This window comes from Cohnella boryungensis (assembly GCF_042651945.1).
In the GTDB taxonomy this organism is placed as follows: Bacteria; Bacillota; Bacilli; order Paenibacillales; family Paenibacillaceae; genus Cohnella; species Cohnella boryungensis.
Genome location: NZ_JBHSED010000074.1, coordinates 18,249 through 43,959 on the forward strand (window position 1 = coordinate 18,249; position 25,711 = coordinate 43,959).

Below are 25,711 nucleotides of genomic sequence, written 5' to 3' on the forward strand. Positions count from 1 at the left end.
CCGCGATTTAGTTGCGCTTCTCGCAACTATTGCTGCGCTTCCGGTTCCCACGCCGCGATTTAGTTGCGCTTCTCGCAACTATTGCTGCGCTTCCGGTTCCCCTGTCGCGATTTAGTTGCTCTTCTCGCATCTATTGCCGCTCTCTCGGTACTCCCAACGCGATTTAGTTGCTCTTCTCGCAACTATTGCTGCGCTTCCGGTTCCCACGTCGCGATTTAGTTGCTCTTCTCGCAACTATTGCCGCTCTCTCGGTTCCCACGCCGCGATTTAGTTGCTCTTCTCGCAACTAATGCCGCGCTCCCGGTTCCCTTACCTCGGCTTAGTTGCTCGTAATCTCGATTACTCCCTGCGAATCAAGCCCGGCAAACAATTCCTCGAAAGCATCCACGACCCGCGGATCGAAGTGAACGCCGCGCTGTCTCCTGATTTCCTCCATCGTCTCTTCGGGCGTCCAGGCCCGCTTATACGGACGCTCGTGAGTAAGCGCGTCGTAGAAGTCGGCCAAGGCCACGATTCTCGCTTCGATCGGAATATGTTCGCCAGCCAGCCTCTCGGGATATCCCGTACCGTCCCATTTCTCGTGGTGCGATTGCGCAATGACTCTCGCCAACTGCAGGATGTTGAAGTAGCTGCCGCCGAGAATGTTCGCCCCAATAGTCGTATGAGCCTTCATCCGCTCGAATTCATGAGGCTCGAATCGCCCGGGCTTCAGAAGGATCTCGTCCGGAATGCCGATCTTGCCGATATCGTGCAGCGGCGCCGCCTTGCGGATCATATCGACCTCTCTCAAGGGAAAGCCCAGCCGTTCCGCGATCCGCGCGGACAGCTCGCCCACCCGATGCGTATGCTGACCCGTCATATCGTCCCGATACTCCGCCGCACGACCCAACAGCTGCATCATCTCCAGCTTCGCTTGACTCAGCTCCTTCGTGCGCTCCCGGACGCTTTCCTCCAGCGTATTGTTTTGCTGCTGCAGCTGAAGATGCAATTCCCGAGTCTTCAGCAAATTGCGAATGCGCAGCACAACCTCCGTTCGATCGTAGGGCTTCGTCAGAAAATCGTTGGCGCCGAACTGCAGCCCTTGCTGCTTAACCTCGGGCGTCGTATCGGCGGTCAGCATGAGCACGGGCAAATATTGATCCTCTTCGCCCTGTTCGCGAATTTCCTGCAACACCTGCAAGCCGTCCCGTCCGGGCATGTGCAGATCGAGCAGCACGATGTCCGGGTCCACCCTCCTGATCATGTCCAGGACTCCATGAGGATCCTCAGTGCTGTATATGTCCTCGTAGCCCGCGCGTTTCAGAATACGCTCCAGCAAGCTTATGTTGTACTCTTGATCGTCGACTATCAATATTTTAGCGGTTAAGCGTGCATCCATTGGCGTTCTCCATTCTATTGTGCCTTGTCCAGCGCCGCTTCAATCTTGCCCAGAAGCCTCGGCAGTTCAACCGGCTTTGTATCAAAATCATCGCAACCGGCATCGTAAGCCTTGCGCTCGTCGCTCGACATGGCATGCGCCGTCAGAGCAATGACCGGAATATCCTTCGTATCCGGGCTCCTCTTCAAAGCCCGTGTCGCTTCCCAACCGTCCAGCACGGGCAGGCTCATATCCATCAGGATCAGATCGGGCCGCGCTTCTGCCGCAAGCTCAATGCCCCGTTGACCGTCTTCCGCCGTGAGCATGCGGTAGCCCTTGCGTTCCAGCCTGCGAGTCAGCATATCGCGATTAAGCTCGTTATCCTCGACTAGCAATATCGTACGCATTAACTCACCTCCCGCTGATTCAGCAAATAGCGCCGCACTTCGGAAAGAAGCTGCTTCGGCTCGAACGACCCTTTTTGAAGTACGCCTTTTACGTAGCCCTTTAATCTCGTGCGGTCATCCGCGTTGATCGTTTTCGCCGTCACGACGACAATCGGAATATCATGCCATTCTTCCCTCTCGGCCATAGCCGACAAAAATTGAAAGCCGTCCATCTCGGGCATCATCAAGTCCAGCAGAATTAATCCGGGACGTTCCGCTTCCAGACTGGTTAGAGCGTGCTTGCCGTTGCTTGCGGTCAGGACGGAATAGCCGTCCTTGTTCAGCAGCTTCGCCATCATCTCGCTTGTCGTCGCATCGTCTTCGACTACGAGAACGCTTTGTCCGCAAGGGTTGGGCAAGTAACGATCGATCGTCTCGACAAGCTGCTCCCGCCGAATCGGCTTCATGAGAAACTCGGATGCGCCCAGCGAATAACCCAGCGACTTGTCGTTCGTCATCGAGAGGATAACGACCGGAATGTCGCGGAGCTCTGGATCGCTCTTCAATGCCGCGAGAACGCTCCAGCCATCCATACTCGGCATAAGAATGTCCAGACAGATAAGCTTGGGCTTAAGCTGCTTCGACATTCGCAGCCCTTCCTGGCCGCTCTCGGCGAAGGCCAGCGTCCATCCCTCCTTGGCCAGATAACGCTGAACCAGCTGTCGATCCACCGGCTCGTCGTCGATGAGGAGAATGCTGACTTGACCGTCGATCTCCTCACTTCCGACCACCGGTCCGGCTTCCCGATACGCCTCCGTCGCAATCTGCGATTCGGACGAAGCCGGAAGCCAGAATTCGAATGTGCTGCCCTCTCCCTCCCGGCTGCTCACAGTAATATCCCCGCCGAGCATACGGCAGAATCTCTGGCTGATCGTCAGGCCCAACCCCGTGCCGCCGTATTGCCTGGTCGTCGAGGAATCGGCCTGCGTGAACGGCTGGAACAGCTTGGCGACCTGCTCGGACGACATGCCAATGCCGGAATCGACTACCCGGAACAGATAACCCTCCTTGCCTTCGGCGTCCTTGGATCGGACTTCGAGACGCACGACGCCGTCTCTGGTGAACTTGCCCGCATTGCTGAGCAGGTTGATCAGAATTTGACGAAGCTTCGTGACGTCCGTCGCCATCAGACCTTCGCATGCCTCGATCTCCAGACGATTGCCGTTGCTTTCGATGAGCGGCGTAACGGTCGTAATGACGTCCTCCAGCACCCCCTTCAACTCGCAAGGCTCCACGAACACGTCCATCTTGCCGGCTTCGATCTTGGAAATGTCCAGGATGTCGTTGATAAGCGACAGCAGATGCTTGCCCGATTTGGTAATCTTGCCGAGATCGTCGGTAAACGCCTGCTCGCCCATCTCCTCCGCTTCCTCCGCCAGCATTTCGCTGTAGCCGATAATGGCGTTAAGCGGCGTACGAAGCTCGTGGCTCATATTGGCCAGAAACTGGCTCTTGATTTTATTCGCTTGAATCGCATCGTCGCGAGCCTTCTCCAGCTCGGCGGTACGCTCTTTCACCAATTGCTCCAGGTTTTCGTTCAGACGCTGGAGCTCCTCGTTCTTAAGGTAAATCTCCCTGCTCTTGCGTTCAATCTCGGTATCCTTAAAGGAAAAGCGCCTCGAAATATAGATCCCGAGCAAGGACAAGCCCAGCGTAAACAGCGTTCCGCCCGAGATAAAATAGGCCAGCATCCGTTGCTCCATCAGCAAGCCGGTCGTGAGCTCCTGGTGGGTGCCGTGGTGGAAATTCGCCGCGTACATGCCCGTATAGTGCATCCCCGCGATGGCCGCTCCCATCAGAAACCCGCTGCCGATTTTCTTCCATACTGCGCCTCGCTCGGTCGACTTGCGGAAGTAAAGGGCCAACCACAAGGCCGAGATCGAGGCAACCAGCGCAATCGCGATCGATAAAGCAAACAGAATCGGATCGTAAGTGACATCGATCATCATCGCTTCCATTCCGATATAATGCATCGCAGATATTCCCGTCGCCAGGAGCAATCCGCCGATGAGCAGCTTGCCCGGAGTGACCTTATTGCGTCCGACGATCGTCAGCGCCACATAAGAGGCGACGATGGCAACCAGCACAGATATGACCACAAGCGTAACATCATAGCTGACCGCTACGGACAGATGAAAAGCCAGCATGCCTACAAAATGCATCGACCAGATGCCCAGACCCATCGCGACGGCTCCGAATCCAAGCCACACGGTACGGCTGATGCCCGCAGATTCGCTGACCCTTCCCGTCAGATCGAGCATCGTATAAGAAGCAACTACCGCCACGATGTAGGAAAAGACGACCAGAGCGGTATCGTAAGAACCGGTAACGTGATCCATTTTCAACCCACTTTCAGCTTTGGATAGACAGGGACCGCGCCTTGCGGTGCAAGCTCGTTTTCCCCTTATCATGTCTTCGGCAAAGCGCCGCTCAGATTGAAGAGAATTCGTGAACAATCGGCCCGAATCGGCTTGTTTTTTAGCGAGTGTGACCAAAAATCGAAGCCCTGCCTATGCCAGGATGACAACAAAAAGGATGGAATGCAGAAATCCTTCTTCTGCTTCCATCCTCTTCCGCACAATTACATCGTGCCGCCGCCGCGGCGAATGCTGGCCGGAATTTTCTCCGGTCCCTGATTGATATATTCGTAGATGAAGGTGCCGACCTTGCGCAAGTCGAACTTGTCGAGCTCCATCGTTCTCGTCCACGCCGTCAGCACCACCTCTTTGCCCTCGGGCATGCTGTCTGCGGGAATGGCCAGCACGCCTGCCCCGGCTTTCCGGTAGGCGGTCAGCTTCTTCAGCTCCTCCAGCAAAGCCGCATCCGCATCGGAGCGGTAATAGATTTCGATGTCTCCGTGCTCAAGATTGTGGACGAGCATCTCTGTGGCCGGTTTCGTTTCGTAGAATCCGAATTTCAAATCGTGAGGGCTATGCGTGCCGGACGTAGGCAAAGCCATCTCATATTGAACGGGCATTTCCGAATGACCCGCGCCGTAATTCGGATCCTGCCTGACGTCGATTGCTTCTTTGTAATTCAGGTCTTCAATATTGGCGCTGTCCGCCGCGTTCAAGAGCAGAGCAACCAGCACCAAAACAATTCCCGCCCCTAGGAGCGAATGCGCTCCCAGCCGCGCCTTGCGGCTCCTGCGCTTCAATTCGGCCTTCTTTTCCTTTTTCGCTTTGCTGTCGTTCTCCTGATTAAGCTTGGAGGCGTACACGTAAGCCGCGATCGACGCAAGGATGATAACTCCGCCAACAATTCCAACGATCATTTTTATTTCTCTCCTCTGGATGGTCATGTTCGTCTAAACACTACATCGCGTAGTTTGATTCGGCATAAAGAGACGGCACTTATCGTGCCGTTACCGCATTACGTTCCCGCCAGTACAATCATGCCGAGCAGCAGCGCCAGCACGCTCAACGAGATCGCAAGCGACCGCGCATCGAGTCTGATCGGCAGCGCCGGCTTCGGCTCGACGAGCTGCCGCAGCCGATAGTTGATCGAGCCGTCCGCGAAGCCCGCCGCTGCCGGAAACATCGGCTTGCTCCGCGCTCTGCCCAGCATTTTGAGCATCGCGCCTCCAAGCCCGGCCTCGGAGCCTGTACTCGCAATCGCATGTTCGTCGGCCGTTAGCTCGCATAGGATGCTGTAATTGCGATAAGCCCATCGGGTTAACGGAATATAACCGAATGCGTCCGAGATGAGACGCAGAACGAACAGCTTCAAGGGGTCGCGATGAATGCGATGAGACGCTTCGTGCGCCAGAACGGCCTGCAGCTCCCGCTCGTCGAGCAGATCGATCAAGCCGGTAGACAGAACGATGCGCGGCTTCCCGAACCCTGCGGTCAGCGCCACCATTCGCTCGTCCTCCAGAACCACGAGATCGTTGGCGCCGTGGCCGAACCGAACGGCCAGCCGGTCCGCGCCGTGCTTGGCGCTTAGTCTGGAAAGCCTGTTTCCATAGGTTCGATCCAGCATAATTTGCCTAAGTCCCGTATGAATCAGCCTGAACAAGGTATAGATGACCAGCGCATTAAGCGCAATATGAATCGCATAGTACAGAAACGAACTTCTATAGAACAGACCTGCGCAATAGTCGAGCAGATTGCGGTGCATATTCGCGCCCCATAGCAGGTGCGCTTCGTACATTGCCATCTGGCTCAGCACAAGCGCGGCGATGAGAATGCCGACAGCGAGCATGGCGGAGGAGCGTCTTGTCCAGAGCTTCGTCATCGCGGGGTGTTCCTCTTCAGATGCTGAATCTTCTGCTCAAGCCGATCCAGCAAGGATTGATCGACATCGTTCAAGACCTCGATCATGTGATTGACGACCAAATCCCCGAATTCCTCGTACAGATTTTCCGTCAGCTTCTTGGACTGCTCCTCGATAAAGGCCTCCTTGGACTGAATCGCCCGATACTTGGATATCCGTCCATCTGTTCTCTTAAGCAGAATGCCTTTATCGACCAATCGGTTCATGACCGTCATCACCGTATTGAAGTTAATCGGCTTGTCCTTGTCCAGCCTCGTTTGGACCTCTTTAATGCTCGTCTCTTCCGCTTCCCAGACGAGCTCCATTATTCTGGCTTCGAGCGAACCGAAAAATCGGTTCAGGCCGACCTCGTCGTATTTAAAATTTCGAATCGTCAACGGCGTCACCCTCCACTACACATTATAGTGTATCGGGACGAGCATTGACAAGTCGAGCTCTTTGCGCACAGCAGCCCCGGCCTGTCGGCTGCGCGTGTGCGCCATCGATGGGCCGGGGCTTGCATCTCTTGAATGGCTGCGCTTCCGCGATCAGCTCTTCGCCTTGTCAAGCTCAATGACGGCAGGCTTCTCCGCCAAATCTTCCTCTACGATGCCTTTGGTGGAATTTCTGAATTCCCGAAGCGTATCGCCGAACGCTCTTCCAAGCTGCGGAAGCTTGGCCGGTCCGAATACGATCAGAGCGATGACCAGAATGATGATGAGCCCGGACACGCCGATATTGTTAAACATCCCATCTCCTCCTTCCTTGTTAGACTGGTCGCCGTCATGGCTGCACGGCGGGAACGAGCGATCTCCTTCTATAGTAACGGGCGGAGAGAAACGCGCTTATCTCGAAGAGAACGAGCAACGGAATCGTTACCGACAGATGCGATACGAAATCCGGCGGCGAGATCAGCGTCCCGGTAATCGCCAATCCCACGTAAGCGTACTTGCGCACGGACTTGACTCTGTCCGGCGCGAGCAAGCCGATTCGAGTCAGGAACAGCATGACCAGCGGCATCTCGAACGCAATGCCCATGGGCAGCAGGAAGCTGACCAGGAAGGAAACGTAATGGTGGATACCGTATACTTCCGCCGCGCCGATTCCTTGATTCAGCTGGATCATGAAGCGGATCATCATCGGTATCGCCACAGTGTAGCCGAAGCCGGCTCCCGCCGCGAAGAGCAGGAACGAGATCGGGACGTAGACCAGCGTGCTTTTGGCTTCCGCCTCGGTCAGACCGGGGCGCGCGAACGCCCAGAGGTGATAGAGCAGAACCGGCAGCGTCAGCAGAACGCCCACCAGCAGCGCGCACTTCATGTAGACGACCAGGCCGTCGGTCAGCGCGAAGACGCTCCATTCCAGTTCGACAGGCCCCGCGTCGCGCTTGATGAAGGTCAAGATTCGCGGGGACGCGTACAAGCCAAGACAGAGTGCGGCGACAAACCATGCGGCTACGACGATCAGCCTTTTTCTCAGCTCTGTCAGATGGACGACCCAATCGCGCTCCAGCCGTTCCTGTTCCTGGGCTTGCTTGTTCGCGCTCACACGAGCGAACCGCCCTTCTGAATATACTTCTCTATGCCTTCGGCAGTCCGATAGGCCAACGCGCCGACCGTCGCTGTCGGATTGTAGCCGCTATTATGCGGGAAGTTCGAAGCGCCGCAGATGAATACGTTCTCCGCATCCCACATCTGAAGATACGAGTTGACGACGGAGGTTGCCGGGTCGCTGCCCATGATCGTCCCTCCCGTATTGTGCGTGGACTGGTAGGGGACGATGTTGTATTGCTTGATGACATCGTTCATCTCCGTTCTCGTCGCGCCCATCTGGTCGGCGATCTCCTTCGTCTTCCCGGCGATGAACTTGACCAGCTCGACATCCTGTTCCATAAAATCGAATGTCAGCCGAATGAGCGGCAATCCGAGCGAATCCTTGTATTCCGGATCAAGATCGAGGTAATGGTACCGATTGGGCATGCTCGCTCCCTGTCCCGATACGCCTAGGATACGATTCGCATTGTGCAGGGTGGACTGCTTGAATTCGCCCCCCCACTTGGGTTTCCCGGGGAGAGAGGGCTGGTACTGGATCGGCCGCAAGCCGGTCTGCGTGAACCGGATGTTCGCGCCGTGCAGGAACTTCAGATCGCCGTGATCGAAGTTGTCGCCGTTAAAATCGTCCAGGCTGCTGCCGAGCGCTCCCGCGCCCATTGCCATATTGAATTGCCGATCCTCGTAATAGGCCGATGTGCTCGCGCCGTTCACCTGATAAGCATAGTTGCGGCCGATCGAGCCCGTATCGTCCTTCGGATTGTAAGGCTTGCCCAGCTTGGACATCAGCAGCAGGCGCACGTTCGAGAACACGTAGCTCGCCAATACGACGACGTCGGCAGGCTGCTCGAATTGCTCGCCCGTCAGCGTATTGACGTATTGTACCGCTGTCGCCTTCTTGCCGTCGTGTACGATCCCGGTGACGTTGGCGTGGGTGCGCAGCTCGAACTTCCCAGATTTCTGGGCAACGGGCAGCACCGTAACGACTGGGTCTGCCTTCGCGCCGTATTCGCAGCCGAAACGCTCGCAATAGCCGCAGTATTGGCAGGCCGCACGCTCGATGCCGTCCGGATTGGCGTAATCCTGCGACAGATTCGCGGAAGGGATAATGTACGGATGGTAGCCCAGCTTAGTGGCCGCATCCGTAAACAGCTTCATTCCCGGAGAAGTCTTCATCGGAGGCGTCGCGAACGGCTTGGACATCTTCCCGACATGATCGGGCAGCTCCTGCGGTCCCGAGATGCCCGACATTTGCTCATACTTGACGAAGTAAGGCTCCAGCTCGTCATAGGTGATGCCCCAGTCGCGAAGCGGCATGTCCTTCGGAATTTTGTTTTTTCCGTAGCGCTCCTCCGTCATGGTGCGTATCTGGAAATCATACGGCAGAAACCGATAATACTGCCCGTTCCAGTGCACGCCCGCCCCCCCGACGCCGTCTCCCATAAGGAAGGAGCCGTAGGAGCGCATGGGGAGGGCTCTCATTTTTTCCGTATTGCGGAATGTCACCGTTTCCTTGGACAAATCCTGCATGAGCTCGTAACGCGATGCATATCTGAGCTCGTCGTGTACGTGATAATAATCCTGGGTGCTGCGGCTCTTGCCTCTTTCCAGGCCAACGACGTGATGCCCGGCCTTGGTCAGCTCGGCTGCGATAATACCGCCTACCCAACCCATTCCGACAATGACCACGGGCACTTTCGGCAGCTTGTTCGCCATTCGGGGTTCCTCCTTAGCTTAGTTGCAGATGGTCGTGAAGGCTGAGCGGCTCCATCTGGATGAACTCTTCCTTCTCGATCAGATCGAGATAGCTCATTTGGTTGCCGGGATAATTGCGCATCTTCCAGCCGGCCATGTTTTTGTTGCCGCCGTAGAGAGGGTCTGCATAGACGCCTTCCAGGGTCAGATTCCGCAAGATCGTGAAGAATGCCAACCCCGGAACGCCTTTCAAATTCACCTCGTCCTTCTCGAAGGCGGTAAGCACCTCATCCTGCTGCTCGGGGGAAATCTTGGCGAACGTATTCTGGTGCTTGTCCTGGCTGTACTCGTTCAACGAGTCCAGGCCGAGGGCGAGCAGATCTCTTCTTTTGAACGTCAGCTGATAGCCCTGCGTCGCCTCGGCTTTGTAGAACGGCGGGGTCATATACTCCCGGGCGTTGAATCCGTAAGCGCCGGCCATCTGGTGGTCGATGAAAAAGGCAACCCCGAGCTCCTTCGCGCCGGGACCGTTATCATCCTTGGGAAATATGCGCTCCGCTGCCGCCTCGACCGTCTGGAATTGCCCCTGCGAGAAGAACATCAACGCTTGATTGTAATCCTGGCTTTGCGGAGACTGGGGCGTTTCCGTCGCTTCCGGCGGAACCGCTCCCTCCGGTCCGGACTTGCTCCTGTTCGTGCCGATTATTCCGCCGATGACGCCGCCTACGACGACGCCTCCGAGAGCCGTGCCCGAGTATTTCAGAAATTTTCTGCGCGATTCATCCTTGGGCTGCTGGGGCGATTGCTTCGTCAATGTCCTCTTCCTCTCTTCCTCGACCGGAAAGAATATAGGCGAATTATTCCCTATATCCACCATTTCATCCATCAATCCGTGCAAAAAAGAAGGATTTCCCCAGCAGCTCGGGAAATCCTTCCGGCAGATCGATAGGTTGCGGGGATCGCCAATTCCCCGTCACATAATCTGGCCTGATGCAACTCTCAGGCGCTTCGGAGCTCCCCTCCCGACGCCTTAGCCTACATCGAACCGATAGCCGACCCATTCATGATGGCGATACGGCTTGAAGCTGGCTTTGAATTCCGTCGCGGAGCGTTCGAAATGCTCCTTGACGACCTTATCGACGATGACATAGCCGTAAGCCATGTTGGCGTATTCGACGGCGTTGCCCATCGCTTCTCCATAATACAGACTGTCGGCAGGCAGGTTCAGTCCCGTCTCGAAGCCGAAAACGGCCCCCATGCTGATGCCGACGCCGCCCTGCAGCGCAAGATCGAGGCCTTCCTCCGTGAACGAGGGGTTGATGGCCGTATCGATCGCATTCAAGATTTGAATCCCGCAAAGACAGCAGCGACTGGCCGCATCGGGCACCGACATCGGGAAGATTGCCGTGTAGGAGTGTTGGCTCGCTTCGATCAGCTTGCCTCCCCAGCCCGACACGATCTGCGTCATCACCGTGACGAAACGAACGACGCCAAGCTGAGCCAGCGCCAGATCCTCCCCTCGCACTCCGGCTCCGCTCGCTTCAACGGTCAAATGAAGCACGGCGTAATCGTCCTCGGTCGGGGAGTGCTCAGACGGCTCCGATTTCCGCTGCAAGATCAGCTTCGTTTGTTCCATCAATTGCTCGTAAGTCGTTCTGGCCGATTCCGCTTGATGCATCGCGCACACCTCCTGGATATGAAATTACGCAAAAAAGACCCGATCGCCGCAAGCCTACGCTTGAGCGATAAAGGGTCTCCAAAGAACGCAAAAAGACCCCATAAAAGGGTCCGAAAGGAAAAGTAAAATGTCGAAGACTCAGACCCATCTCTGCTGACGAGGTTAGCTGACGGACTCGGGTAGATGGTACCCTACGCTCTGACGAACGATTCGCCCCTGAAGACTGGTTCCCCCGCTTTCCATCCCTGAAGGACGGAAATTAAGCTACTTCTATAGTATGCGGCAGCCGTCGAAATGTCAAACCTTTCTTCGGAATTTCCAAACATATTAAACAGATATGTTGACTATGTTGAGGGGAACCGCTACGATAATGAAATATCGGTTAGGCTCATTACCTATCAAGAAAGGTGTTAATTTCGACATGACGACTCCCTATCGCATTTTGCTGTTCTATAAATATGTCTCGATTCCGAACGCTGCGGAGCTGGCCGCCGAGCATTTGCAATACTGCAAGGCTCTGGACATCCGGGGACGCATTCTGATCGCCGACGAAGGCATCAACGGAACGCTGTCCGGCACAATCGAACAGACGGATGCCTATATGGCCGCGATGCATGCCCACCCCCTCTTCTCCGATCTGCTGTTCAAGATCGATGAAGCGGAGGGCCACGCGTTCTCCAAAATGTTCGTTCGACACAAGAAAGAGCTGGTGACGCTTCGCTACGACAAGAAGCTCGATCCGAACACGGACGGCGGAGACCGGCTGAGCCCGAAAGCCTTCTACGAAAAAATGCAGCAGGACGACGTCCTCATTCTCGACGGACGGAGCAACTATGAATACGATCTCGGCCACTTTCGCAACGCGATCAAGCCGGATCTGGAGACATTCCGCGAATTCCCGGAATGGATTCGCAATCATCTGACCGAGCACCGGGACAAGCCGATTCTGACGTATTGCACCGGAGGAATCCGCTGCGAGATGCTGACCGCCGTGCTGAAGAACGAAGGGTTTAACGAGGTTTACCAGCTGGACGGAGGCATCGTGACGTACGGTCAGGATCCCGAGGTGCAAGGCAGAGGCTTCGACGGCAACTGCTACGTTTTCGACGAGCGAGTTTCCGTACGCATCAACCTTACAGATGAGCACATCCTCGTCGGCGAATGCCATCACTGCGGCGCCAAGACGGACCGCTACCTGAACTGCGCGGACGATACTTGCCATCTGCAGCATTTGTGCTGCGAGGCCTGCGAAACCGAACATCGAGGTTACTGCTCGGCGGAATGCGAAGCTCACGATCTCGCCGTTGCAGGCTCTGTCCTGTAGCGGACAAAGTCTATTCCCGGGAGGTTATGTCTTGAAAGACGATCTGGATTTGTCCACGCGCAACAGGATTATGCAAATGCTGAAAACCTCCGGGGAACTGACGGCGAAGGAGATTACCGATCAACTGGGCATTACAGGCATGGCCGTAAGGCGGCATATCGCCAATCTCGAACGCGACAGCTTGATCGAATCGACGACGGTCCGGCTTCCGATGGGCCGCCCGGCCGCCGTATATCGGCTGGCCGCCCAAGCCGAGGAGTATTTCCCGAAAAACTATCATGCCGTTGCATTGGATCTTCTCGCGGAGCTGGAAGACGAAGCCGGACAATCGATGGTCAATCTTCTCTTCGAGAAGCGCAAGGAAACCTTGTACAAGCGGTACGCCGGGAAGATGGCCGACTCCGAGCTGGAGCACAAGGTTGCGGCTCTGTCCGACATTCAAAATGACAACGGCTATATGACGACCTGGGAGAAAACGTCCGACGACGCTTATGTCCTGACCGAGTATAATTGTCCGATTGCTCAGGTCGCCAACAAATACAATCAGGCTTGCGCCTGCGAGCTGAAGCTGTTCGAATCGTTGCTTGGAGCGACGGTCAGCCGTTCGGACTGCTTGGCCAGCGGAGATCGCAAGTGCGTCTATCATATTCGCCGTTCATAACAAACGCTCTCGCCCGCATTCCGGGCAAGAGCGTTTATTCTTTGACGAATCAAACCGTAGCCAACCGCATTAACGGGATTTGCCCAGTGCTTGAATGTTGGTCAACCACAGGTTTTTACGGAATTCCTCGGCCTTCCCCGCCGCTCCTGTGTAGACGGCTTCTCCTCTGTAAAGCACCTTCCCTGAGTCGGCGTCGATGACGACGGCCGCGATCGAACGGCTGTCCGCCATTCGACGAGCATCCTTGTCCCCGGTTTGAAGCAAGACGTAGAGCCGGTTTTGCGCCAATCGAACCTGATCGATCGCTTTGCCGCCAAGCTGCGCCGAGGTAAGCTCTAGATTGCCGGCCTCTTCCTGTCCTGTTGTCACATTGTAGTGCTTCAACCATAGCTTGTCGATATCGTAATACATGACGGAATATCGAATGCCGCTTAATCTGTATTCCGTGCCAGACCCGGAAGCGGACGCCGGAATCGATTCGGATAAAGGTGTCAGCTCGCCCGTTCGATAGTTATAGGCCGTTATCCGCCATTCTGTCGTCGTCTCTTTCTTCCCTCCCTCGTCGTGGATCGTTCGGCTTGTGCTCGAACGCAGAACAACATACTCCGAAGGCTGCGAACGGACTTCGTTAGAGACCGCGGACAGGCTGATCTCGTTCATCACCGCCTGTGTCGCGGACGTGTTGCCGTTCGTTAGCGGCGCTCCGATTCCGCCTCCGAGCTTCTCCGACACCACGACGGCTTCCCGAACCAGCTGGCCGCTGCGCAGATCGACTACATAATCTCGGAATTCTTCCGCAATGTCTTCGGGAGAACCGGAAAGACGCACCCTGGCAAGGACGTGCACTTCGTCCCCGATCCGCTGCACGTCCTCCACCGCCAGCCACTGGAATCGCGTAGAATTGTCCGTCGTGATCCGGTAATTCGTCACTCGTCCCGTAGCTTCTTCCATAAGATCTATTTTCAGCTCCGCCAACCGAGCCGGACCTTCGAGACCGTATAGAATGCCTTCTGCGTAGATAAGCCACTCCGCATCCTTATAGAAGCCGTTCACATTGCTTCTCGCCCTCATGAAATTTCGCTTCTCCCGTTTCAAATCTCTTAAATCCTCGTATTCGCTGAAAGAGTACCGGGTATCCCGGACATAAACATCGTAAAACGACATTCCCAAACGATATTCCGTGCCTTCCGCGGAAACCTCCAACGATTTCGAGCCGACCCCGCCCAAGTAATGGCCGCTGATCGTGAACCGTTCTCCTTCGGCGGCATCTCCCTCCGTGGCGACCAGCCTGTATTCGGGCGTATCCCCGGATGAGCCGATCGCATAATACGAACCGACCGATCCGACGGCAAAGGCCAACAGCCCTATCGACAGTATGTAACGTTTCATCGCCCGTTTTCCCTCCTCTATGCGGACACTTTCTTCTTCAGCAAATACAACCCTAGCCAGACGGATACCAGCGCGACGAGCCCAAGAATCGCCAGTTGGATCGCGAATATTTCTTCGGCGTACAAATAGCCTCGCGGATACGACATGCCAAAGACGTACGCAGGATAGACGACCAGCGCGATACATCCGACGGTATAGGCAAGACCGTACGCGATTCCGATCAATCGGAAGCTTCTCTCCAGCAAGATGGCCGTAAACGCGACAAGCACCCCCATGATCCCCAGTCCATAATGAACGACGAAAGTACCGAACGAGCCCGGAAGCAATAGGCTGAACAACCGGCTTGCGAGAATTGCATCCGCGATGTAGGAGAACTCAAGCTGATCGGCGGGGGCGATCATCGTGTAGATCTCTCTTGCAATCGGCATGAGCAGCAGCTGAAAGCCGACCATGGCGAAGACGAACGTCAACAACGCCGTCAGCTTGGCGAAGTACACCGGCTTGCGTCCCGCTGGAAGCGCCAGCAGCCTGTATACGAACGTATTTCGTCCGATCCAATCGCGGTACCAGATCAGAAAGGCATAGAGCACCAAAGTCGCGATGCTGAGCCCGATCGGAACGGCAAACCAGAACTGCGTATCCGCCACGGCGCGCGTGAACGACATCGGCGCGAAAAACGTTTCCGATGCTTTCCCCGTCGCCTGGAAATAAGCGTTCCTCTCTTCGATCTCCCCCAGTACGCGAAAGACGATTGCTCCTATCTGTACAAGGGCGGTCAAACCCATTAAACCGAACAACATATACCGGAATCGATGGATTTCCAGATGAACAAGCTTCAAATAATGGCTCAACGCGAATACACCTCTCTCATCACGTCGACGATCGACTTGCCTTGCTCGCTTCGCATCGTCTCGCACTCGAATTCCATGGCGGCTTGGCCATTGTGCATAATGACCGCTTTATCGATCAGATGCTCCACCTCGCCAACCTCATGCGTCGTCAGCAGCACGCCGCGCTCTTCGATGAGTTCGCTGGAAAAGACGTCGGCAATCATCTCCCTGCTGAACAGGTCGATTCCGGAGAACGGCTCGTCCATGAGCACATAGTCGGAATTTTGCGCCAGCCCGAGCACAAGATTAAATTTGGCGGCCATTCCTTTGGACAGATTGCCGATTTTCTCCCGCTCGTCCAATCGGAAGAAACGCATCAGTTCCACTGCCCGTTCCGCGTTCCAGCATTCGTAGAAGTCCGCCATGAACGTCAGCCCCTCGGACATTTTCATGCCTAGCGGCATCGTCAGCCGGTCTGGAACGAACGAAATCTTCTCGTAGACGGCTTTGCCCGGAGACTGTCCGTCAATGAGAATCCCGCCCTCCTTCACCGGAACGAGTCCCATGATCGCCTTCATGACGGTCGATTTGCCCGCTCCGTTCATTCCGATCAGGCATGTGATGCATCGCTTCTCCGCCGTAAAGGACAGCCCGTTCAGAACGACGCGGCCGCGATACCTTTTGCGTACCTCCTTCACCTCGATCATGGCCGTCCTTCTCCCCTTTCCGCCGCATCGCCGTCGGCCTTGCCGTCCCTGGCTTCTACGTATTTGCTTTTTACCAGATCAAGCAGCTCGGCCACCGGAACGTCGATCTTCCTGACCGACGAGACGAAGGCGTCTACCGCCTCCCCGAGCAGCTCCGCGCGAATAGCCCGCAGCACGGTCTCGTCCTGGGTAATCCGGCTTGGCGAGTTTCCTTCCGTGACGATCAATTTGCGTTCCTCCATCTCCTTGTAAGCTCTCTGCGCCGTGTTCGGGTTGATTTTCAATAACGCGCCTAATTCCCTGCGCGAAGGGATCACCTGGTTCGCTTCCAGCTTTCCGGTGACGACCATTTCTTTAAAATGCCGAACGACCTGCAGATAGACCGGATCCCGGCTGTTGAATTCGACTTCCTCCCAGCCTCCGCCTGTTCTCATTCCGCTTCCTCGCAATCGACTTAAGTGTGTGTATTATTCGGTTCATACACCGCATGCGTATTATGACCTTAATACACTTAGTGTGTCAAGTGCTTAGTACACAAGAAATACAAAAAAACAAGCCGTGATTTCACGGCTTGTTTGAAGCGATTCGAATCCGACTAGGCCTGCTGACGGGTGTAAATCAGAACGGCGTCTCTCAGAAATTCCGCCGTCCCCGGCCGATCCTTGTCATAGTGTGCGGTAAATCTTTCATCCTCGACGTACATCTGAGCCAGTCCCGCGTGCGCCTCCGGGCTGTAGCTGTCCCAATAGAAGCTAAGCCACTGGCGGTGCAAGTCTGCGGCCGTCTGCCCCAGCTCTCCCGCAGGATTGCCCGTCTCCATCGCCTTGCCTAACGTTTCATGAAGCTCCGCGCCGAGGCGTTCGACTTCCTCGTATTGCTGCTGCGTCATGCTCTTCACCTTGGCATTCGACTTCTCTACCCGCTCATGGCCATACTTTCTCCTAATTTCTTCTCCGTATTTTTCCTCGTTATCGTCGATAAGCTTCTGCTTGAAGCCTGCGAACTTCTGCTCATTGCTCATGGTTCCTTTCCCCTCTCCTTGAGCTAAGGTCCGATCGAGATTGTCAATCAGCGCATCGAGGCGGCGCCGCCTGTCGAGAAGGCTTTCCCGATGCTGCGCCAGCGCTAGCGCGGCATCGTAGCCGGGAGAATCCATAATGGCTTTGATCTCCTCCAGCCCGACATCGAGCTCGCGATAAAACAATATCTGCTGCAGTCGATCCACCTCCCGCTGTCCGTAAATCCGATAGCCTGAGGCGTTGATTCTAGCCGGCTTGAGAAGGCCGATCTCGTCGTAATAACGCAGCGTCCTCGTGCTTACGCCTGCCATTCGGCCCAGCTTCTGCACCGTGTATTCCATATTCGATCCCCCTTGCAATTCCGATCGTACACCTTTACGTCGCGTGAATGTCAATCGTGAGTTTAGGAACGGCTCGATTCGTGGCATAAATGAATGTTTTCGGGGTCAGAAATAACTTTTATTGGCGAATTAATCATGTATATTCTACAATCGATAAGTATAAAAATACATGATTTTACCCGTTTAATGCAAACAATCTAAAGGAGTGTTATGGAATAGTGACAACAATTACAGCCGAACAGTCTACCGCTGCCCAGCAGTACGTGCAGAGCGTATATGAGAGCGTCATTAAGCGCAATCCCCACGAGAACGAATTCCACCAAGCCGTCAAAGAAATTCTGGACTCCCTTACCCCTGTCTTCGCCAAGCATCCCAAGTACATGAAGCTCGGCGTCCTGGAAAGAATCGTAGAGCCTGAGCGCGTCGTCTACTTCCGGGTTCCTTGGGTCGACGATCAAGGCGCCACGCAGGTCAACCGCGGCTTCCGCGTTCAGTTCAACAGCGCCATCGGTCCTTATAAAGGCGGTCTTCGCTTCCACCCCTCCGTTAACGCCAGCATCATCAAGTTCCTCGGCTTCGAGCAAATCTTCAAAAACTCTCTTACCGGACTTCCGATCGGCGGAGGCAAAGGCGGCTCCGACTTCGATCCGAAAGGCAAATCGGACAACGAGGTCATGCGCTTCACGCAAAGCTTCATGACTGAATTGTACAAATACATCGGTCCGGACGAAGACGTGCCGGCAGGGGATATCGGCGTCGGCGGTCGCGAGATCGGCTACATGTTCGGCCAATACAAGCGGATCAAAGGCGGTCACGAGGCAGGCGTTCTCACCGGCAAGGGCATTATTTACGGCGGAAGCCTTACGCGTACCGAAGCGACCGGCTATGGCTGCGTCTACTTCGTAAACGAGATGCTCGAAGCCAAAGGCTTAAGCTTCCAGGACAGCACGGTTGTCGTGTCCGGCTCCGGGAACGTCTCGATCTATGCAATTGACAAAGCGGCGCAACTGGGCGCCAAGGTTGTCGCGTGCAGCGACTCCAACGGCTATATTTACGATCCGAAAGGAATCAACCTGCAAACGGTCAAACGCCTTAAAGAGGTTGAGCGCAAACGCATCAGCGAGTACGTTGCAGAACATCCGCATGCCACTTACACGGAAGGCTGCGAGGGCATCTGGTCCATTCCTTGCGATATCGCGCTTCCTTGCGCAACGCAAAATGAAATCAACGAAGAATCCGCTAAGCTGCTGGTTTCCAACGGCGTCAAAGCGATCGGCGAAGGCGCGAACATGCCGTCGACGCTGGAAGCGATCGAAGTCTTCTTGGACAATCGCGTTCTGTTCGGACCGGCAAAGGCAGCGAATGCCGGCGGCGTAGCCGTATCCGCGCTGGAAATGACGCAAAACAGCATGCGCCTCTCTTGGACGTTCGAGGAAGTCGACGCCAAGCTGCATGGCATCATGAAGAACATTTACCAAAACAGCGTTAAGGCTGCCGAAGCTTACGGTCATTCCGGCAACCTGGTCGTCGGCGCCAACATCGCGGGCTTCCTGCGCGTGGCCGATGCTATGGTCGCTCAAGGCGTCGTGTAAGCGAGAGGCCCATACGTTAAACAAATAAAAACCGTTCCTTGTGCACATGGCGGCGAAGCTCGCTTCCATCCTGCACGAGGAACGGTTTTTTCTGTAATCAACGAGACGCATGACGCGCTAATCGCGTTCGAACATCTGCTTGCGAGAGCAATGTCCCTCCCGTCAGCCTCCCGATTGCTCGATCACAAGCTTGGAGGGATTGTTCACCTTGTACAAAATCTCTTTGTTGAATTTCTTGTCGACGACTTTGCCCTCGAAAGCGATCACGTTGCCGATCTCAAGCCCGAAGCCCTTAAGCGTATTGCTGTAGCCGCACCATGCGTCTCCCAGAGCCAGCGGAGCCTCCCCGACGACTGCAACCTCTTCCAGCAGCAAAATTTCATCATCGCGGTCGGAGAATGGATTTTTCTTGGTCGTAAAGTCTTTGACCTTGGCTGTGAACTTCACCTTATCGGCCGGAAGGGCCAGCTTTTCTTTCTTTTCCTTCGGCTTCTTCTCAGCCTTCGCGGCTTTGACGGGCTTCGCCGAAGCCTCAGCGTCGACATTGGCCGCCGCTACCTGGCCGCGCGTATCCGCTTCGCCTTCTGCTGCGTCGGTCTCCTCCAAGGTCTGCTCCTTGCCGAACGAGCCGCTCTGCATTTCCTTCAAATAGGAAGGATGAATGCAAGTGACCCTCCCGTCCTCAAGCTCCACCACAAGCACGTTCATATTTCTGAACTCCTGGTAGCCCTTGATCGTGACGAGGCATTGGCCGAATGCGCTCTTGTACCAAAATTGCGTCTTCGGCGTCTTGCCGAACAGACCCCAGCCGCGGCCCTTGTCCGCGTAATCCTCCTCGTCGGAGAAGGCGATATAATCCTCTTGCGGAGGGTAGAGCTTGATTCCGGTTAGTTTGGTCGCTTCCAACGTTCTCGCTTCCTTCCTGCTTCCGATTTGTTCTCTCGATACAGCGACCGCCGGCGCAGCCGCCTATTCGTGCGCTTCCCATACGCAAGGTCCGAGCCGCAGCCCGCTGAACTCCGCTCGAAAAGTCGAAGCCCCGGGACTGCAAGCATACACGCCGAATCTCGCTTTGCCGATCGGCTTATGCATATGAAAGATGCGCATTTGCTGATAGGCATATCCGTCGCGCGAGCATTCGAACAGGAAGTCGCTCCCTCTCCTGCTCAATCGGTAGATCATCTCCCGAATGCCGCCGTCGACATCCGATGTCGCCCAATCGGAATAACCCAAATTCGTGACGACGCTGCCCAGCCAGCCCCGCTGCTCGTCGGCGTACTCCAGCGAGGCCTTCGCCCAATTGCCATGATCCTGATACAGGAGCAGCCCGCACTGATCGAACAGGGAACCATATTCGAATCCGGCGCGCGCCTCGAACGTAAAATCCCCCTCCGCCTCCAGGACGAACGCATGGGCGTTATCGTGCCGGAAATCATAGTACGTATTTTGCCAGTAGTCTGTATGCGGATCGGTATAGATGACGATCCGGTCGCCGCTCACTTCGCTGCGACCAGGCGCGTTGATCCAGCTGAAATTCCGCAAGTCCATCCCGAATTTGCCTCCCTTAGAGCTGCTGTAAAAAGCTGTGCATGCGCTCCAGCGCTTCTTCTAATTGTACCTGTGAGGAGGCGTAAGAACAACGGATAAATCCTTCTCCGCCTGCGCCGAACACCTGACCCGGAACCGTAACGACCTTAGCCTCCTGAAGAAGGCGTTGGGCGAACTGCTCCGAGCTGAGCCCAGTATGCCCGATTGAAGGGAAAGCATAGAAGGAGCCAAGGGGCTCGTGACAAGGCAATCCGATCTCCGTCAAGCCGCGAACGAACGCCTTGCGCCGCTGGTTGTAGGATTCGATCATTCGGTCCTTTTCCTCCATGCCGATCTGAAGGGAGGCAAGCGCCGCCACCTGACCCATGATCGGAGCGCACATCACGGTATACTGATGAATTTTCAGCATCGCGCCGACCCAGTCCCGATTGCCGCACACATAGCCGACCCGCCAGCCCGTCATGGCGAACGCCTTGGAGAATCCGCTGACCAGCAAGGTGCGATCCTTCATGCCCGGCAACGAAGCGAAGCTCGTATGGCGCTCCCCGTAGGTCAGCTCCGCATAAATCTCGTCGGCGATGACCACCAGATTATGCTCCTCTACCAGCCGAGCGATTGGAAGCCAGTCCTCGTAGGTCATGATGCCGCCGGTAGGATTGTTCGGATAGCACAGCACCAGCACCTTCGAACGCGGAGTGATTTTGGCCTGCAGCGCGTCGGCTCTCAGCTTGAAATGATCCTGCGCGAAGGTCTCTATGCCGACAGGCTTCCCCCCGCCTAGGAATACGATTGGCGAATACGAAATATAGCAGGGCTCGGGAATGAGAATTTCGTCGCCCTCGGTAATCAGCGCCCGAAGCGCCAGATCAATCGCCTCGCTGCTGCCGACCGTAACCAGAATCTCGTTCGCAGGCTCATAGGCTACCCCGAAGCTGCCGTTCACGTAATTCGCAATTTCTTCTCTCAGCTCCGGCATCCCGGCATTGGAGGTATAAGAGGTTCTGCCTTTCTCCAGCGCGCGAATACAAGCATCTCGAACAACCTGCGGAGTGGCGAAATCGGGCTCTCCAACCCCTAATGAGATGACGTCCTTCATACCTGACGTATAATCGAAAAACTTGCGGATGCCCGACGGCGGCATATCCCGAACCTGCGGAGACAGCTTTTGCCCAAGCGGCGAAAAAACCGGCATATTCAACATCGTAAATCCTCCTCTGACCCTCGAATGATTTAAAAACAAAAAAACTCGTCCGCAAGGGACGAGCTTATGCCCGTGTTACCACCCTAGTTCCGATCTCGCTGGAGACCGGCACTCTGCAACGCATCCATCAATGCGCGGTCCCGTTAACGCTGGACATGCGGCAGAGCTTACTTGAATTTCAGTCTGCGTCTCGGAGATGGCTTTCCGTTATCGCCCGAACGTTGGCTCTCACCGACCCCAACTCTCTGCGGAACTGACGAATAACGTACTCTTTCTCTTCATCGACTTTCGAATAGGATATGAAGTTAGTCGTAATTATACGCACTGCGCTTCCGATTTGCAACCCTTTATTTGCGCAGATCGGCTTTAAAGCCTCCGCGGCGATATCGGATGAGGAGAGCGCCGTAAGGAAATACTTCTTCTGAAACAGTTACGAACGGAGGGGTAGAAGCGTTGAGCACGGAGGAAAAAGCGCTATCGATCGTCGCTCTAGGCGGAGTCAACGAAATCGGCAAAAATATGTACGTAATCGAGTACGCGGACGATATCCTCGTAGTCGATTGCGGCTCCAAGTTTCCCGACGAAAATCTTCTCGGCATCGATGTCATCGTACCCGATATCGCCTATTTGCTGGACAATAAGGACAAGATCAGAGCCTTGCTCGTAACGCACGGGCACGAGGATCACATCGGCGGCATCCCCTACATTCTAAAGCAGCTTAACATGCCAATCTACGCGACCCGATTGACGCTCGGCTTGATTGAGGTCAAGCTGCGCGAGCACGGCTTGCTGGGCAATGCCCGGCTGAAGACGGTACACTCGGACTCCTCGCTTAATTTCGGCCAGATCAAGGTCGGCTTCTTTCGCACGAACCACAGCATTCCGGACTGTCTGGGGATCGCCTTTCACACGCCGGAAGGCACTGTCGTGCATACGGGAGATTTCAAGTTCGACCTGACGCCGGTGAATGAAAGCTACCCGGACCTCCACAAGATGGCCGCGCTCGGTCAGAAGGGCGTGCTTGCGCTTCTGTCCGAAAGCACGAACGCGGAGCGCCCCGGCTTCACGCCCTCCGAGCGTCTCGTCGGCGAGCATATTGAAGAAGCGTTCTCCAAAGCCTCGCAAAAAATCTTTATCTCTACGTTCGCCTCCAACGTCCATCGGCTGCAGCAAATCGTCGATGCCACGAGCAAGATGAAGCGCAAGCTCGCCTTGCTGGGCCGAAGCATGACCAACGTCGTTGGGATTGCCACCGAGCTGGGCTACCTTCGGGTACCGGAGGATCTGTTGATTGAAGCGGCCGATGTGAACCGCTACTCCCCGCATGAGATTGTCGTTCTGTGCACCGGCTCTCAGGGAGAGCCGATGGCTGCGCTCTCCCGACTAGCCGGTTCCAGCCATCGGCAGGTTGAAGTGCACAGAGGCGATACGGTCATTCTTGCCGCGACGCCGATTCCCGGCAACGAAAGAAACGTCGCGCGCATCGTCGATCATCTGTATGAGCTTGGGGCCAAGGTCATCTACGGCTCCGGTTCCGTCACGGGCATGCATGTATCGGGACATGCCAGCCAGGAGGAGCTGAAGCTGATGCTCGCGCTGATGAAACCGAAATACTTTATACCGATTCACGGCGAATATCGCATGCTCTGCCAGCATCGCGCTCTGGCTGAAGCCGTAGGCATAGACGGCGATCGCGTCTTTATCGTCAAGAACGGGGAAGCCGTAGACATCCGCGGCGGCGTTGCGAGCCGCCATCGAGACGTTCCCAGCGGCAATACGCTGGTCGATGGCCTCGGCATCGGAGATGTCGGCAATATTGTGCTGCGCGACCGCAAGCACCTGTCCGAGGACGGCATTCTCGTCATTGTTATTACGCTTAGCCGTTCGGAGAGCAAAATCGTGTCCGGACCGGATACGATTTCGCGCGGCTTCGTGTATGTCCGCGAATCGGAAGGCTTGCTGGAAGAGGCCAACCGAATTGCCGAAGCCGCGCTCGGCAAGCTGCTGCAGCATAAAGCCAACCAGTGGGCCCTGTACAAGCAAGCCATTCGGGAAGAAGTCGGCAATTTCCTCTGGAATCGGACCAAGAGACGTCCGATGATCTTGCCTATTCTTATTCAGGTATAGAAGGCCCGCAGTTACCCGGTTGCAGCATTCGCCTGCCGGCTCGTTCGCCTGACCAGCTCAGGTAGCGCGACGCCCAAGAGCACGAGCAGGATGCCTGCCCATTGCCAGGTGCTGACATGCTCGTGCAGGACGATCGCGGACAGCAGTACCGCGACGGGAAGCTCGGCTGCTCCAAGAATGCCCGTCAAGCCTTCGCCGATGCGCGGCACACCGATGGCGAACAGCAGCGGCGGCAGGAAAGCTCCGAACAGCCCCAGCAGCAGTCCGAACGGCAGCAACCCTTCCCACAGCGTTCCGTCGACAAGAAAGCTCGGCGGAAACAGAAGAAACACAAGGAGCATCCCGCCTGTAATCATCCATGCGCTTCGGGAGGCCGGATGGACGGCGGGAGCCGCTTTGCCGCTGACCCAGATGAACAGCGAGTAGCTTAGCGCCGCCGCAAGTCCGAAGGCAACGCCCCGTCCGCTAAAGCTGCCCGCTCCCTGGTCAAGAATGCCGGCGGCCAACACCGTTCCGCCAAGCAATACGGCCAGCGTCAGAACTGTCGTTCCGCTTGGCCGCTTGCGCTGACCGATTGCCTGTATCAGCGTCCCCATCCAGGTAAACTGGAAGAGCAGCAGTATCGCCAAGGAATTCGGAACGTAATGCAGCGACTGATAGTACAGCAAGCCTGTTACGGCTGTCGGTGTTCCTGCAGCCAGAAGAATTCCGCGCTGCTTCCAGGACAAGCGGATGCCGGAGCTGTCTTCGAGCTTGCCCGGTCCTTCGCTCCCCTTGCGCTTTCTTTTCCAACCCAAATACGCCGAGAGCGCCCATGCCAGAAGGCATCCCGTCATCAACTGACTGCCGACCACCTCGCCCAGCTCGAAGCCCTGGCCGTAAGCCTTCGTGACGATCGTGGACAGCACTCCATAGCAGACCGCCCCGAGAAGCACCGTTAATCTATATTTCATAAGCGTTATGTCCTCCCTTGCGTGAATTCCGTGCAAACAAAAAACTTCCTTGCCCTGAACATCGAATCGTCGTTGAACGACTCCATATTCGTAGCAAGGAAGTTAAGGCTTCCTGTAGAGACCCCCGCCCTGAAATCGCGGGGTTATACGAATTAAATCTTGCTTATTCCATCGCTGCAATAGAATGAATCATACAGCGGGAAAACCGTTAAGTCAATAGGCATAACGCCGTCATTAGAAGCTTGCGGCAGCTTTCTCCGCTTTGGCCACGCCTTGCGCGATCAATTCTGCAGCTTGATCCGGCAATTGGTTGTGACCTTCGACGATGATGCTCTCGAAGTTCGTTACGCCGAAGAAGGCCATAATGTTGCGAATATAGTTGTAGGACATTTCGGCTGCCGCAGCCGGACCCTCGGAATAGATGCCTCCGCGGGCATTCAACAGAGCGATTTTTTTGTCCGGAATAAGGCCGACCGGACCTTGCTCCGTATACTTGAACGTTTTGCCTGCTTCGTAGACGTAGTCGATATACGTATGAAGAACGGCCGGAATCGTCAGGTTCCAGAGCGGGAAGCCGAATACGACTTTGTCGGCGGCCAGGAATTGATCCAGGTATTTGTGCTTCACGGCAACGGCTTCTTGCTCCTCGGCAGTCAAATCGTAGCCGCGGGCGATTTTGAAGCTACCGTTGATCATGTTGGCGTTCAAGTACGGCAACGTTTCCTGGAACAAATCCAGCTCGATGATTTGATCTTCCGGATGGCTGTTCTTGTAGCTTGCGAGGAATGCGTCATACAGCTTGACGCTGATCGCTTGATCGCCGCGATCGTTGGCTTTTACGAATAATACAGTGCTCATTTTAATTTCCCTCCGATATAATTTATCTTTAGTTAGTAACTTAAAGTAACTTAGGAACATACCTAATATATCGTCATTCCCGACTGAATACATCGGTAATTAGGCCGATTTCAGCGCATGAAAAAATCCTCCAAGGTCGGAGGACCGGTCTTAAGACTTTAGGCTGATACGACAGGCGAAA

General features: G+C 55.5%; 25 protein-coding genes, 2 riboswitches and 1 other annotated feature. Of the genes, 4 read left to right on the plus strand and 21 right to left on the minus strand.

Going from position 1 to position 25,711, the window contains the following annotated elements; translation table 11 throughout:
• Positions 1-319 precede the first annotated feature (319 nt).
• The 11 genes from ACFO1S_RS27460 to ACFO1S_RS27510 form a co-directional block, all read right to left on the minus strand.
• Positions 320-1,378 carry an HD domain-containing phosphohydrolase gene (locus ACFO1S_RS27460; protein ID WP_204602944.1) on the minus strand — a complete coding sequence of 353 codons (1,059 nt, stop codon included), beginning with the start codon at positions 1,376-1,378 and terminating at the stop codon, positions 320-322.
• Between the two features lie 14 nt (positions 1,379-1,392).
• Positions 1,393-1,764 carry a response regulator gene (locus ACFO1S_RS27465; RefSeq protein WP_204602945.1) on the minus strand — a complete coding sequence of 124 codons (372 nt, stop codon included), beginning with the start codon at positions 1,762-1,764 and terminating at the stop codon, positions 1,393-1,395.
• A complete protein-coding gene (locus ACFO1S_RS27470; protein ID WP_204602946.1) occupies positions 1,764-4,142 on the minus strand; it encodes a response regulator in 2,379 nt (792 codons plus the stop codon). The genes ACFO1S_RS27465 and ACFO1S_RS27470 overlap by 1 nt, the downstream gene beginning before the upstream one ends.
• A 242-nt stretch (positions 4,143-4,384) precedes the next feature.
• On the minus strand, positions 4,385-5,077 hold the full coding sequence (locus ACFO1S_RS27475) for a DUF3105 domain-containing protein (RefSeq protein ID WP_204602947.1): 693 nt from the start codon (positions 5,075-5,077) through the stop codon (positions 4,385-4,387).
• 98 nt (positions 5,078-5,175) lie between these two features.
• The gene (locus tag ACFO1S_RS27480; RefSeq protein ID WP_204602948.1) at positions 5,176-6,039 is read right to left on the minus strand and encodes a M56 family metallopeptidase; all 864 of its coding nucleotides are present in this window, start codon (positions 6,037-6,039) and stop codon (positions 5,176-5,178) included.
• Positions 6,036-6,455, minus strand: a complete 420-nt coding sequence (locus tag ACFO1S_RS27485; RefSeq protein ID WP_204602949.1) for a BlaI/MecI/CopY family transcriptional regulator — start codon at positions 6,453-6,455, stop codon at positions 6,036-6,038. Before ACFO1S_RS27485 ends, ACFO1S_RS27480 begins: the two co-directional genes overlap by 4 nt.
• A 150-nt stretch (positions 6,456-6,605) precedes the next feature.
• Complete coding sequence (gene tatA / locus ACFO1S_RS27490; RefSeq protein ID WP_204602950.1) at positions 6,606-6,806, minus strand: twin-arginine translocase TatA/TatE family subunit; 201 nt, start codon at positions 6,804-6,806, stop codon at positions 6,606-6,608.
• A 34-nt stretch (positions 6,807-6,840) separates the two neighbouring features.
• Positions 6,841-7,605, minus strand: coding sequence for a twin-arginine translocase subunit TatC (tatC, locus tag ACFO1S_RS27495; RefSeq protein WP_378127950.1), 765 nt, complete (start codon positions 7,603-7,605; stop codon positions 6,841-6,843).
• The gene (locus ACFO1S_RS27500; protein WP_204602951.1) at positions 7,602-9,323 is read right to left on the minus strand and encodes a GMC family oxidoreductase; all 1,722 of its coding nucleotides are present in this window, start codon (positions 9,321-9,323) and stop codon (positions 7,602-7,604) included. The genes tatC and ACFO1S_RS27500 overlap by 4 nt, the downstream gene beginning before the upstream one ends.
• 13 nt (positions 9,324-9,336) lie before the next feature.
• On the minus strand, positions 9,337-10,116 hold the full coding sequence (locus ACFO1S_RS27505; RefSeq protein ID WP_378127952.1) for a gluconate 2-dehydrogenase subunit 3 family protein: 780 nt from the start codon (positions 10,114-10,116) through the stop codon (positions 9,337-9,339).
• 216 nt (positions 10,117-10,332) lie between these two features.
• On the minus strand, positions 10,333-10,980 hold the full coding sequence (locus ACFO1S_RS27510) for a hypothetical protein (RefSeq protein WP_204602952.1): 648 nt from the start codon (positions 10,978-10,980) through the stop codon (positions 10,333-10,335).
• A 136-nt stretch (positions 10,981-11,116) separates the two neighbouring features.
• A riboswitch (cyclic di-AMP (ydaO/yuaA leader) is annotated at positions 11,117-11,256 on the minus strand.
• Positions 11,257-11,401: 145 nt separating this feature from the next.
• On the opposite strand from ACFO1S_RS27510, the gene trhO reads away from it, so the two are divergent.
• Both trhO and ACFO1S_RS27520 read left to right on the plus strand, forming a co-directional pair.
• On the plus strand, positions 11,402-12,304 hold the full coding sequence (trhO, locus tag ACFO1S_RS27515) for an oxygen-dependent tRNA uridine(34) hydroxylase TrhO (RefSeq protein WP_204603173.1): 903 nt from the start codon (positions 11,402-11,404) through the stop codon (positions 12,302-12,304).
• 31 nt (positions 12,305-12,335) lie between these two features.
• Complete coding sequence (locus ACFO1S_RS27520; RefSeq protein ID WP_204602953.1) at positions 12,336-12,965, plus strand: helix-turn-helix transcriptional regulator; 630 nt, start codon at positions 12,336-12,338, stop codon at positions 12,963-12,965.
• A 69-nt stretch (positions 12,966-13,034) separates the two neighbouring features.
• Here the strand turns inward: ACFO1S_RS27520 and ACFO1S_RS27525 are convergent, their stop codons facing one another.
• The 5 genes from ACFO1S_RS27525 to ACFO1S_RS27545 all read right to left on the minus strand — a co-directional run bounded on the left by ACFO1S_RS27525 (position 13,035) and on the right by ACFO1S_RS27545 (position 17,251).
• Positions 13,035-14,354 carry a hypothetical protein gene (locus tag ACFO1S_RS27525; RefSeq protein ID WP_204602954.1) on the minus strand — a complete coding sequence of 440 codons (1,320 nt, stop codon included), beginning with the start codon at positions 14,352-14,354 and terminating at the stop codon, positions 13,035-13,037.
• Positions 14,355-14,371: 17 nt separating this feature from the next.
• The gene (locus ACFO1S_RS27530) at positions 14,372-15,205 is read right to left on the minus strand and encodes a hypothetical protein (protein ID WP_378127955.1); all 834 of its coding nucleotides are present in this window, start codon (positions 15,203-15,205) and stop codon (positions 14,372-14,374) included.
• A complete protein-coding gene (locus ACFO1S_RS27535; protein WP_204602956.1) occupies positions 15,202-15,891 on the minus strand; it encodes an ATP-binding cassette domain-containing protein in 690 nt (229 codons plus the stop codon). Before ACFO1S_RS27535 ends, ACFO1S_RS27530 begins: the two co-directional genes overlap by 4 nt.
• Complete coding sequence (locus tag ACFO1S_RS27540) at positions 15,888-16,325, minus strand: GntR family transcriptional regulator (RefSeq protein ID WP_204602957.1); 438 nt, start codon at positions 16,323-16,325, stop codon at positions 15,888-15,890. Before ACFO1S_RS27540 ends, ACFO1S_RS27535 begins: the two co-directional genes overlap by 4 nt.
• A gap of 161 nt (positions 16,326-16,486) precedes the next feature.
• Positions 16,487-17,251, minus strand: coding sequence for a MerR family transcriptional regulator (locus ACFO1S_RS27545; protein ID WP_204602958.1), 765 nt, complete (start codon positions 17,249-17,251; stop codon positions 16,487-16,489).
• Positions 17,252-17,469: 218 nt separating this feature from the next.
• Here ACFO1S_RS27545 and gdhA point away from each other — a divergent pair, with 218 nt between their 5' ends.
• Positions 17,470-18,843, plus strand: coding sequence for an NADP-specific glutamate dehydrogenase (gene gdhA, locus ACFO1S_RS27550; protein WP_204602959.1), 1,374 nt, complete (start codon positions 17,470-17,472; stop codon positions 18,841-18,843).
• Positions 18,844-19,005: 162 nt separating this feature from the next.
• Here the strand turns inward: gdhA and ACFO1S_RS27555 are convergent, their stop codons facing one another.
• The 3 genes from ACFO1S_RS27555 to ACFO1S_RS27565 all read right to left on the minus strand — a co-directional run bounded on the left by ACFO1S_RS27555 (position 19,006) and on the right by ACFO1S_RS27565 (position 21,592).
• Complete coding sequence (locus ACFO1S_RS27555) at positions 19,006-19,749, minus strand: hypothetical protein (RefSeq protein ID WP_204602960.1); 744 nt, start codon at positions 19,747-19,749, stop codon at positions 19,006-19,008.
• A 63-nt stretch (positions 19,750-19,812) separates the two neighbouring features.
• Positions 19,813-20,391: a DUF1349 domain-containing protein gene (locus tag ACFO1S_RS27560; protein ID WP_204602961.1), complete on the minus strand. Its 579-nt coding sequence runs from the start codon at positions 20,389-20,391 to the stop codon at positions 19,813-19,815.
• Between the two features lie 16 nt (positions 20,392-20,407).
• A complete protein-coding gene (locus tag ACFO1S_RS27565; protein ID WP_204602962.1) occupies positions 20,408-21,592 on the minus strand; it encodes an aminotransferase class I/II-fold pyridoxal phosphate-dependent enzyme in 1,185 nt (394 codons plus the stop codon).
• A gap of 51 nt (positions 21,593-21,643) precedes the next feature.
• Positions 21,644-21,883, minus strand: a binding site (T-box leader).
• A gap of 162 nt (positions 21,884-22,045) precedes the next feature.
• Here ACFO1S_RS27565 and ACFO1S_RS27570 point away from each other — a divergent pair.
• The gene (locus ACFO1S_RS27570; protein ID WP_204602963.1) at positions 22,046-23,719 is read left to right on the plus strand and encodes a ribonuclease J; all 1,674 of its coding nucleotides are present in this window, start codon (positions 22,046-22,048) and stop codon (positions 23,717-23,719) included.
• A gap of 11 nt (positions 23,720-23,730) precedes the next feature.
• On the opposite strand, the gene ACFO1S_RS27575 is transcribed toward ACFO1S_RS27570, so the two are convergent.
• Entirely contained in the window at positions 23,731-24,672 is a 942-nt protein-coding gene (locus tag ACFO1S_RS27575) for an EamA family transporter (RefSeq protein WP_204602964.1), read from the minus strand.
• A gap of 71 nt (positions 24,673-24,743) precedes the next feature.
• Positions 24,744-24,843, minus strand: a riboswitch (purine riboswitch).
• Between the two features lie 63 nt (positions 24,844-24,906).
• A complete protein-coding gene (locus ACFO1S_RS27580) occupies positions 24,907-25,530 on the minus strand; it encodes an FMN-dependent NADH-azoreductase (RefSeq protein WP_204602965.1) in 624 nt (207 codons plus the stop codon).
• Positions 25,531-25,711 lie beyond the last annotated feature (181 nt).

What these genes read in the sequence shown, in the direction of transcription:
- ACFO1S_RS27460 (WP_204602944.1), bottom strand. Translation starts at nt 1,378, where the DNA reads ATGGATGCACGCTTAACCGCTAAAATATTGATAGTCGACGATCAAGAG.
- ACFO1S_RS27465 (WP_204602945.1), bottom strand. Translation starts at nt 1,764, where the DNA reads ATGCGTACGATATTGCTAGTCGAGGATAACGAGCTTAATCGCGATATG.
- ACFO1S_RS27470 (WP_204602946.1), bottom strand. Translation starts at nt 4,142, where the DNA reads ATGGATCACGTTACCGGTTCTTACGATACCGCTCTGGTCGTCTTTTCC.
- ACFO1S_RS27475 (WP_204602947.1), bottom strand. Translation starts at nt 5,077, where the DNA reads ATGATCGTTGGAATTGTTGGCGGAGTTATCATCCTTGCGTCGATCGCG.
- ACFO1S_RS27480 (WP_204602948.1), bottom strand. Translation starts at nt 6,039, where the DNA reads ATGACGAAGCTCTGGACAAGACGCTCCTCCGCCATGCTCGCTGTCGGC.
- tatA (WP_204602950.1), bottom strand. Translation starts at nt 6,806, where the DNA reads ATGTTTAACAATATCGGCGTGTCCGGGCTCATCATCATTCTGGTCATC.
- ACFO1S_RS27500 (WP_204602951.1), bottom strand. Translation starts at nt 9,323, where the DNA reads ATGGCGAACAAGCTGCCGAAAGTGCCCGTGGTCATTGTCGGAATGGGT.
- ACFO1S_RS27510 (WP_204602952.1), bottom strand. Translation starts at nt 10,980, where the DNA reads ATGCATCAAGCGGAATCGGCCAGAACGACTTACGAGCAATTGATGGAA.
- trhO (WP_204603173.1), top strand. Translation starts at nt 11,402, where the DNA reads ATGACGACTCCCTATCGCATTTTGCTGTTCTATAAATATGTCTCGATT.
- ACFO1S_RS27525 (WP_204602954.1), bottom strand. Translation starts at nt 14,354, where the DNA reads ATGAAACGTTACATACTGTCGATAGGGCTGTTGGCCTTTGCCGTCGGA.
- ACFO1S_RS27535 (WP_204602956.1), bottom strand. Translation starts at nt 15,891, where the DNA reads ATGATCGAGGTGAAGGAGGTACGCAAAAGGTATCGCGGCCGCGTCGTT.
- ACFO1S_RS27540 (WP_204602957.1), bottom strand. Translation starts at nt 16,325, where the DNA reads ATGAGAACAGGCGGAGGCTGGGAGGAAGTCGAATTCAACAGCCGGGAT.
- ACFO1S_RS27545 (WP_204602958.1), bottom strand. Translation starts at nt 17,251, where the DNA reads ATGGAATACACGGTGCAGAAGCTGGGCCGAATGGCAGGCGTAAGCACG.
- ACFO1S_RS27560 (WP_204602961.1), bottom strand. Translation starts at nt 20,391, where the DNA reads ATGGACTTGCGGAATTTCAGCTGGATCAACGCGCCTGGTCGCAGCGAA.
- ACFO1S_RS27565 (WP_204602962.1), bottom strand. Translation starts at nt 21,592, where the DNA reads ATGTTGAATATGCCGGTTTTTTCGCCGCTTGGGCAAAAGCTGTCTCCG.
- ACFO1S_RS27575 (WP_204602964.1), bottom strand. Translation starts at nt 24,672, where the DNA reads ATGAAATATAGATTAACGGTGCTTCTCGGGGCGGTCTGCTATGGAGTG.
- ACFO1S_RS27580 (WP_204602965.1), bottom strand. Translation starts at nt 25,530, where the DNA reads ATGAGCACTGTATTATTCGTAAAAGCCAACGATCGCGGCGATCAAGCG.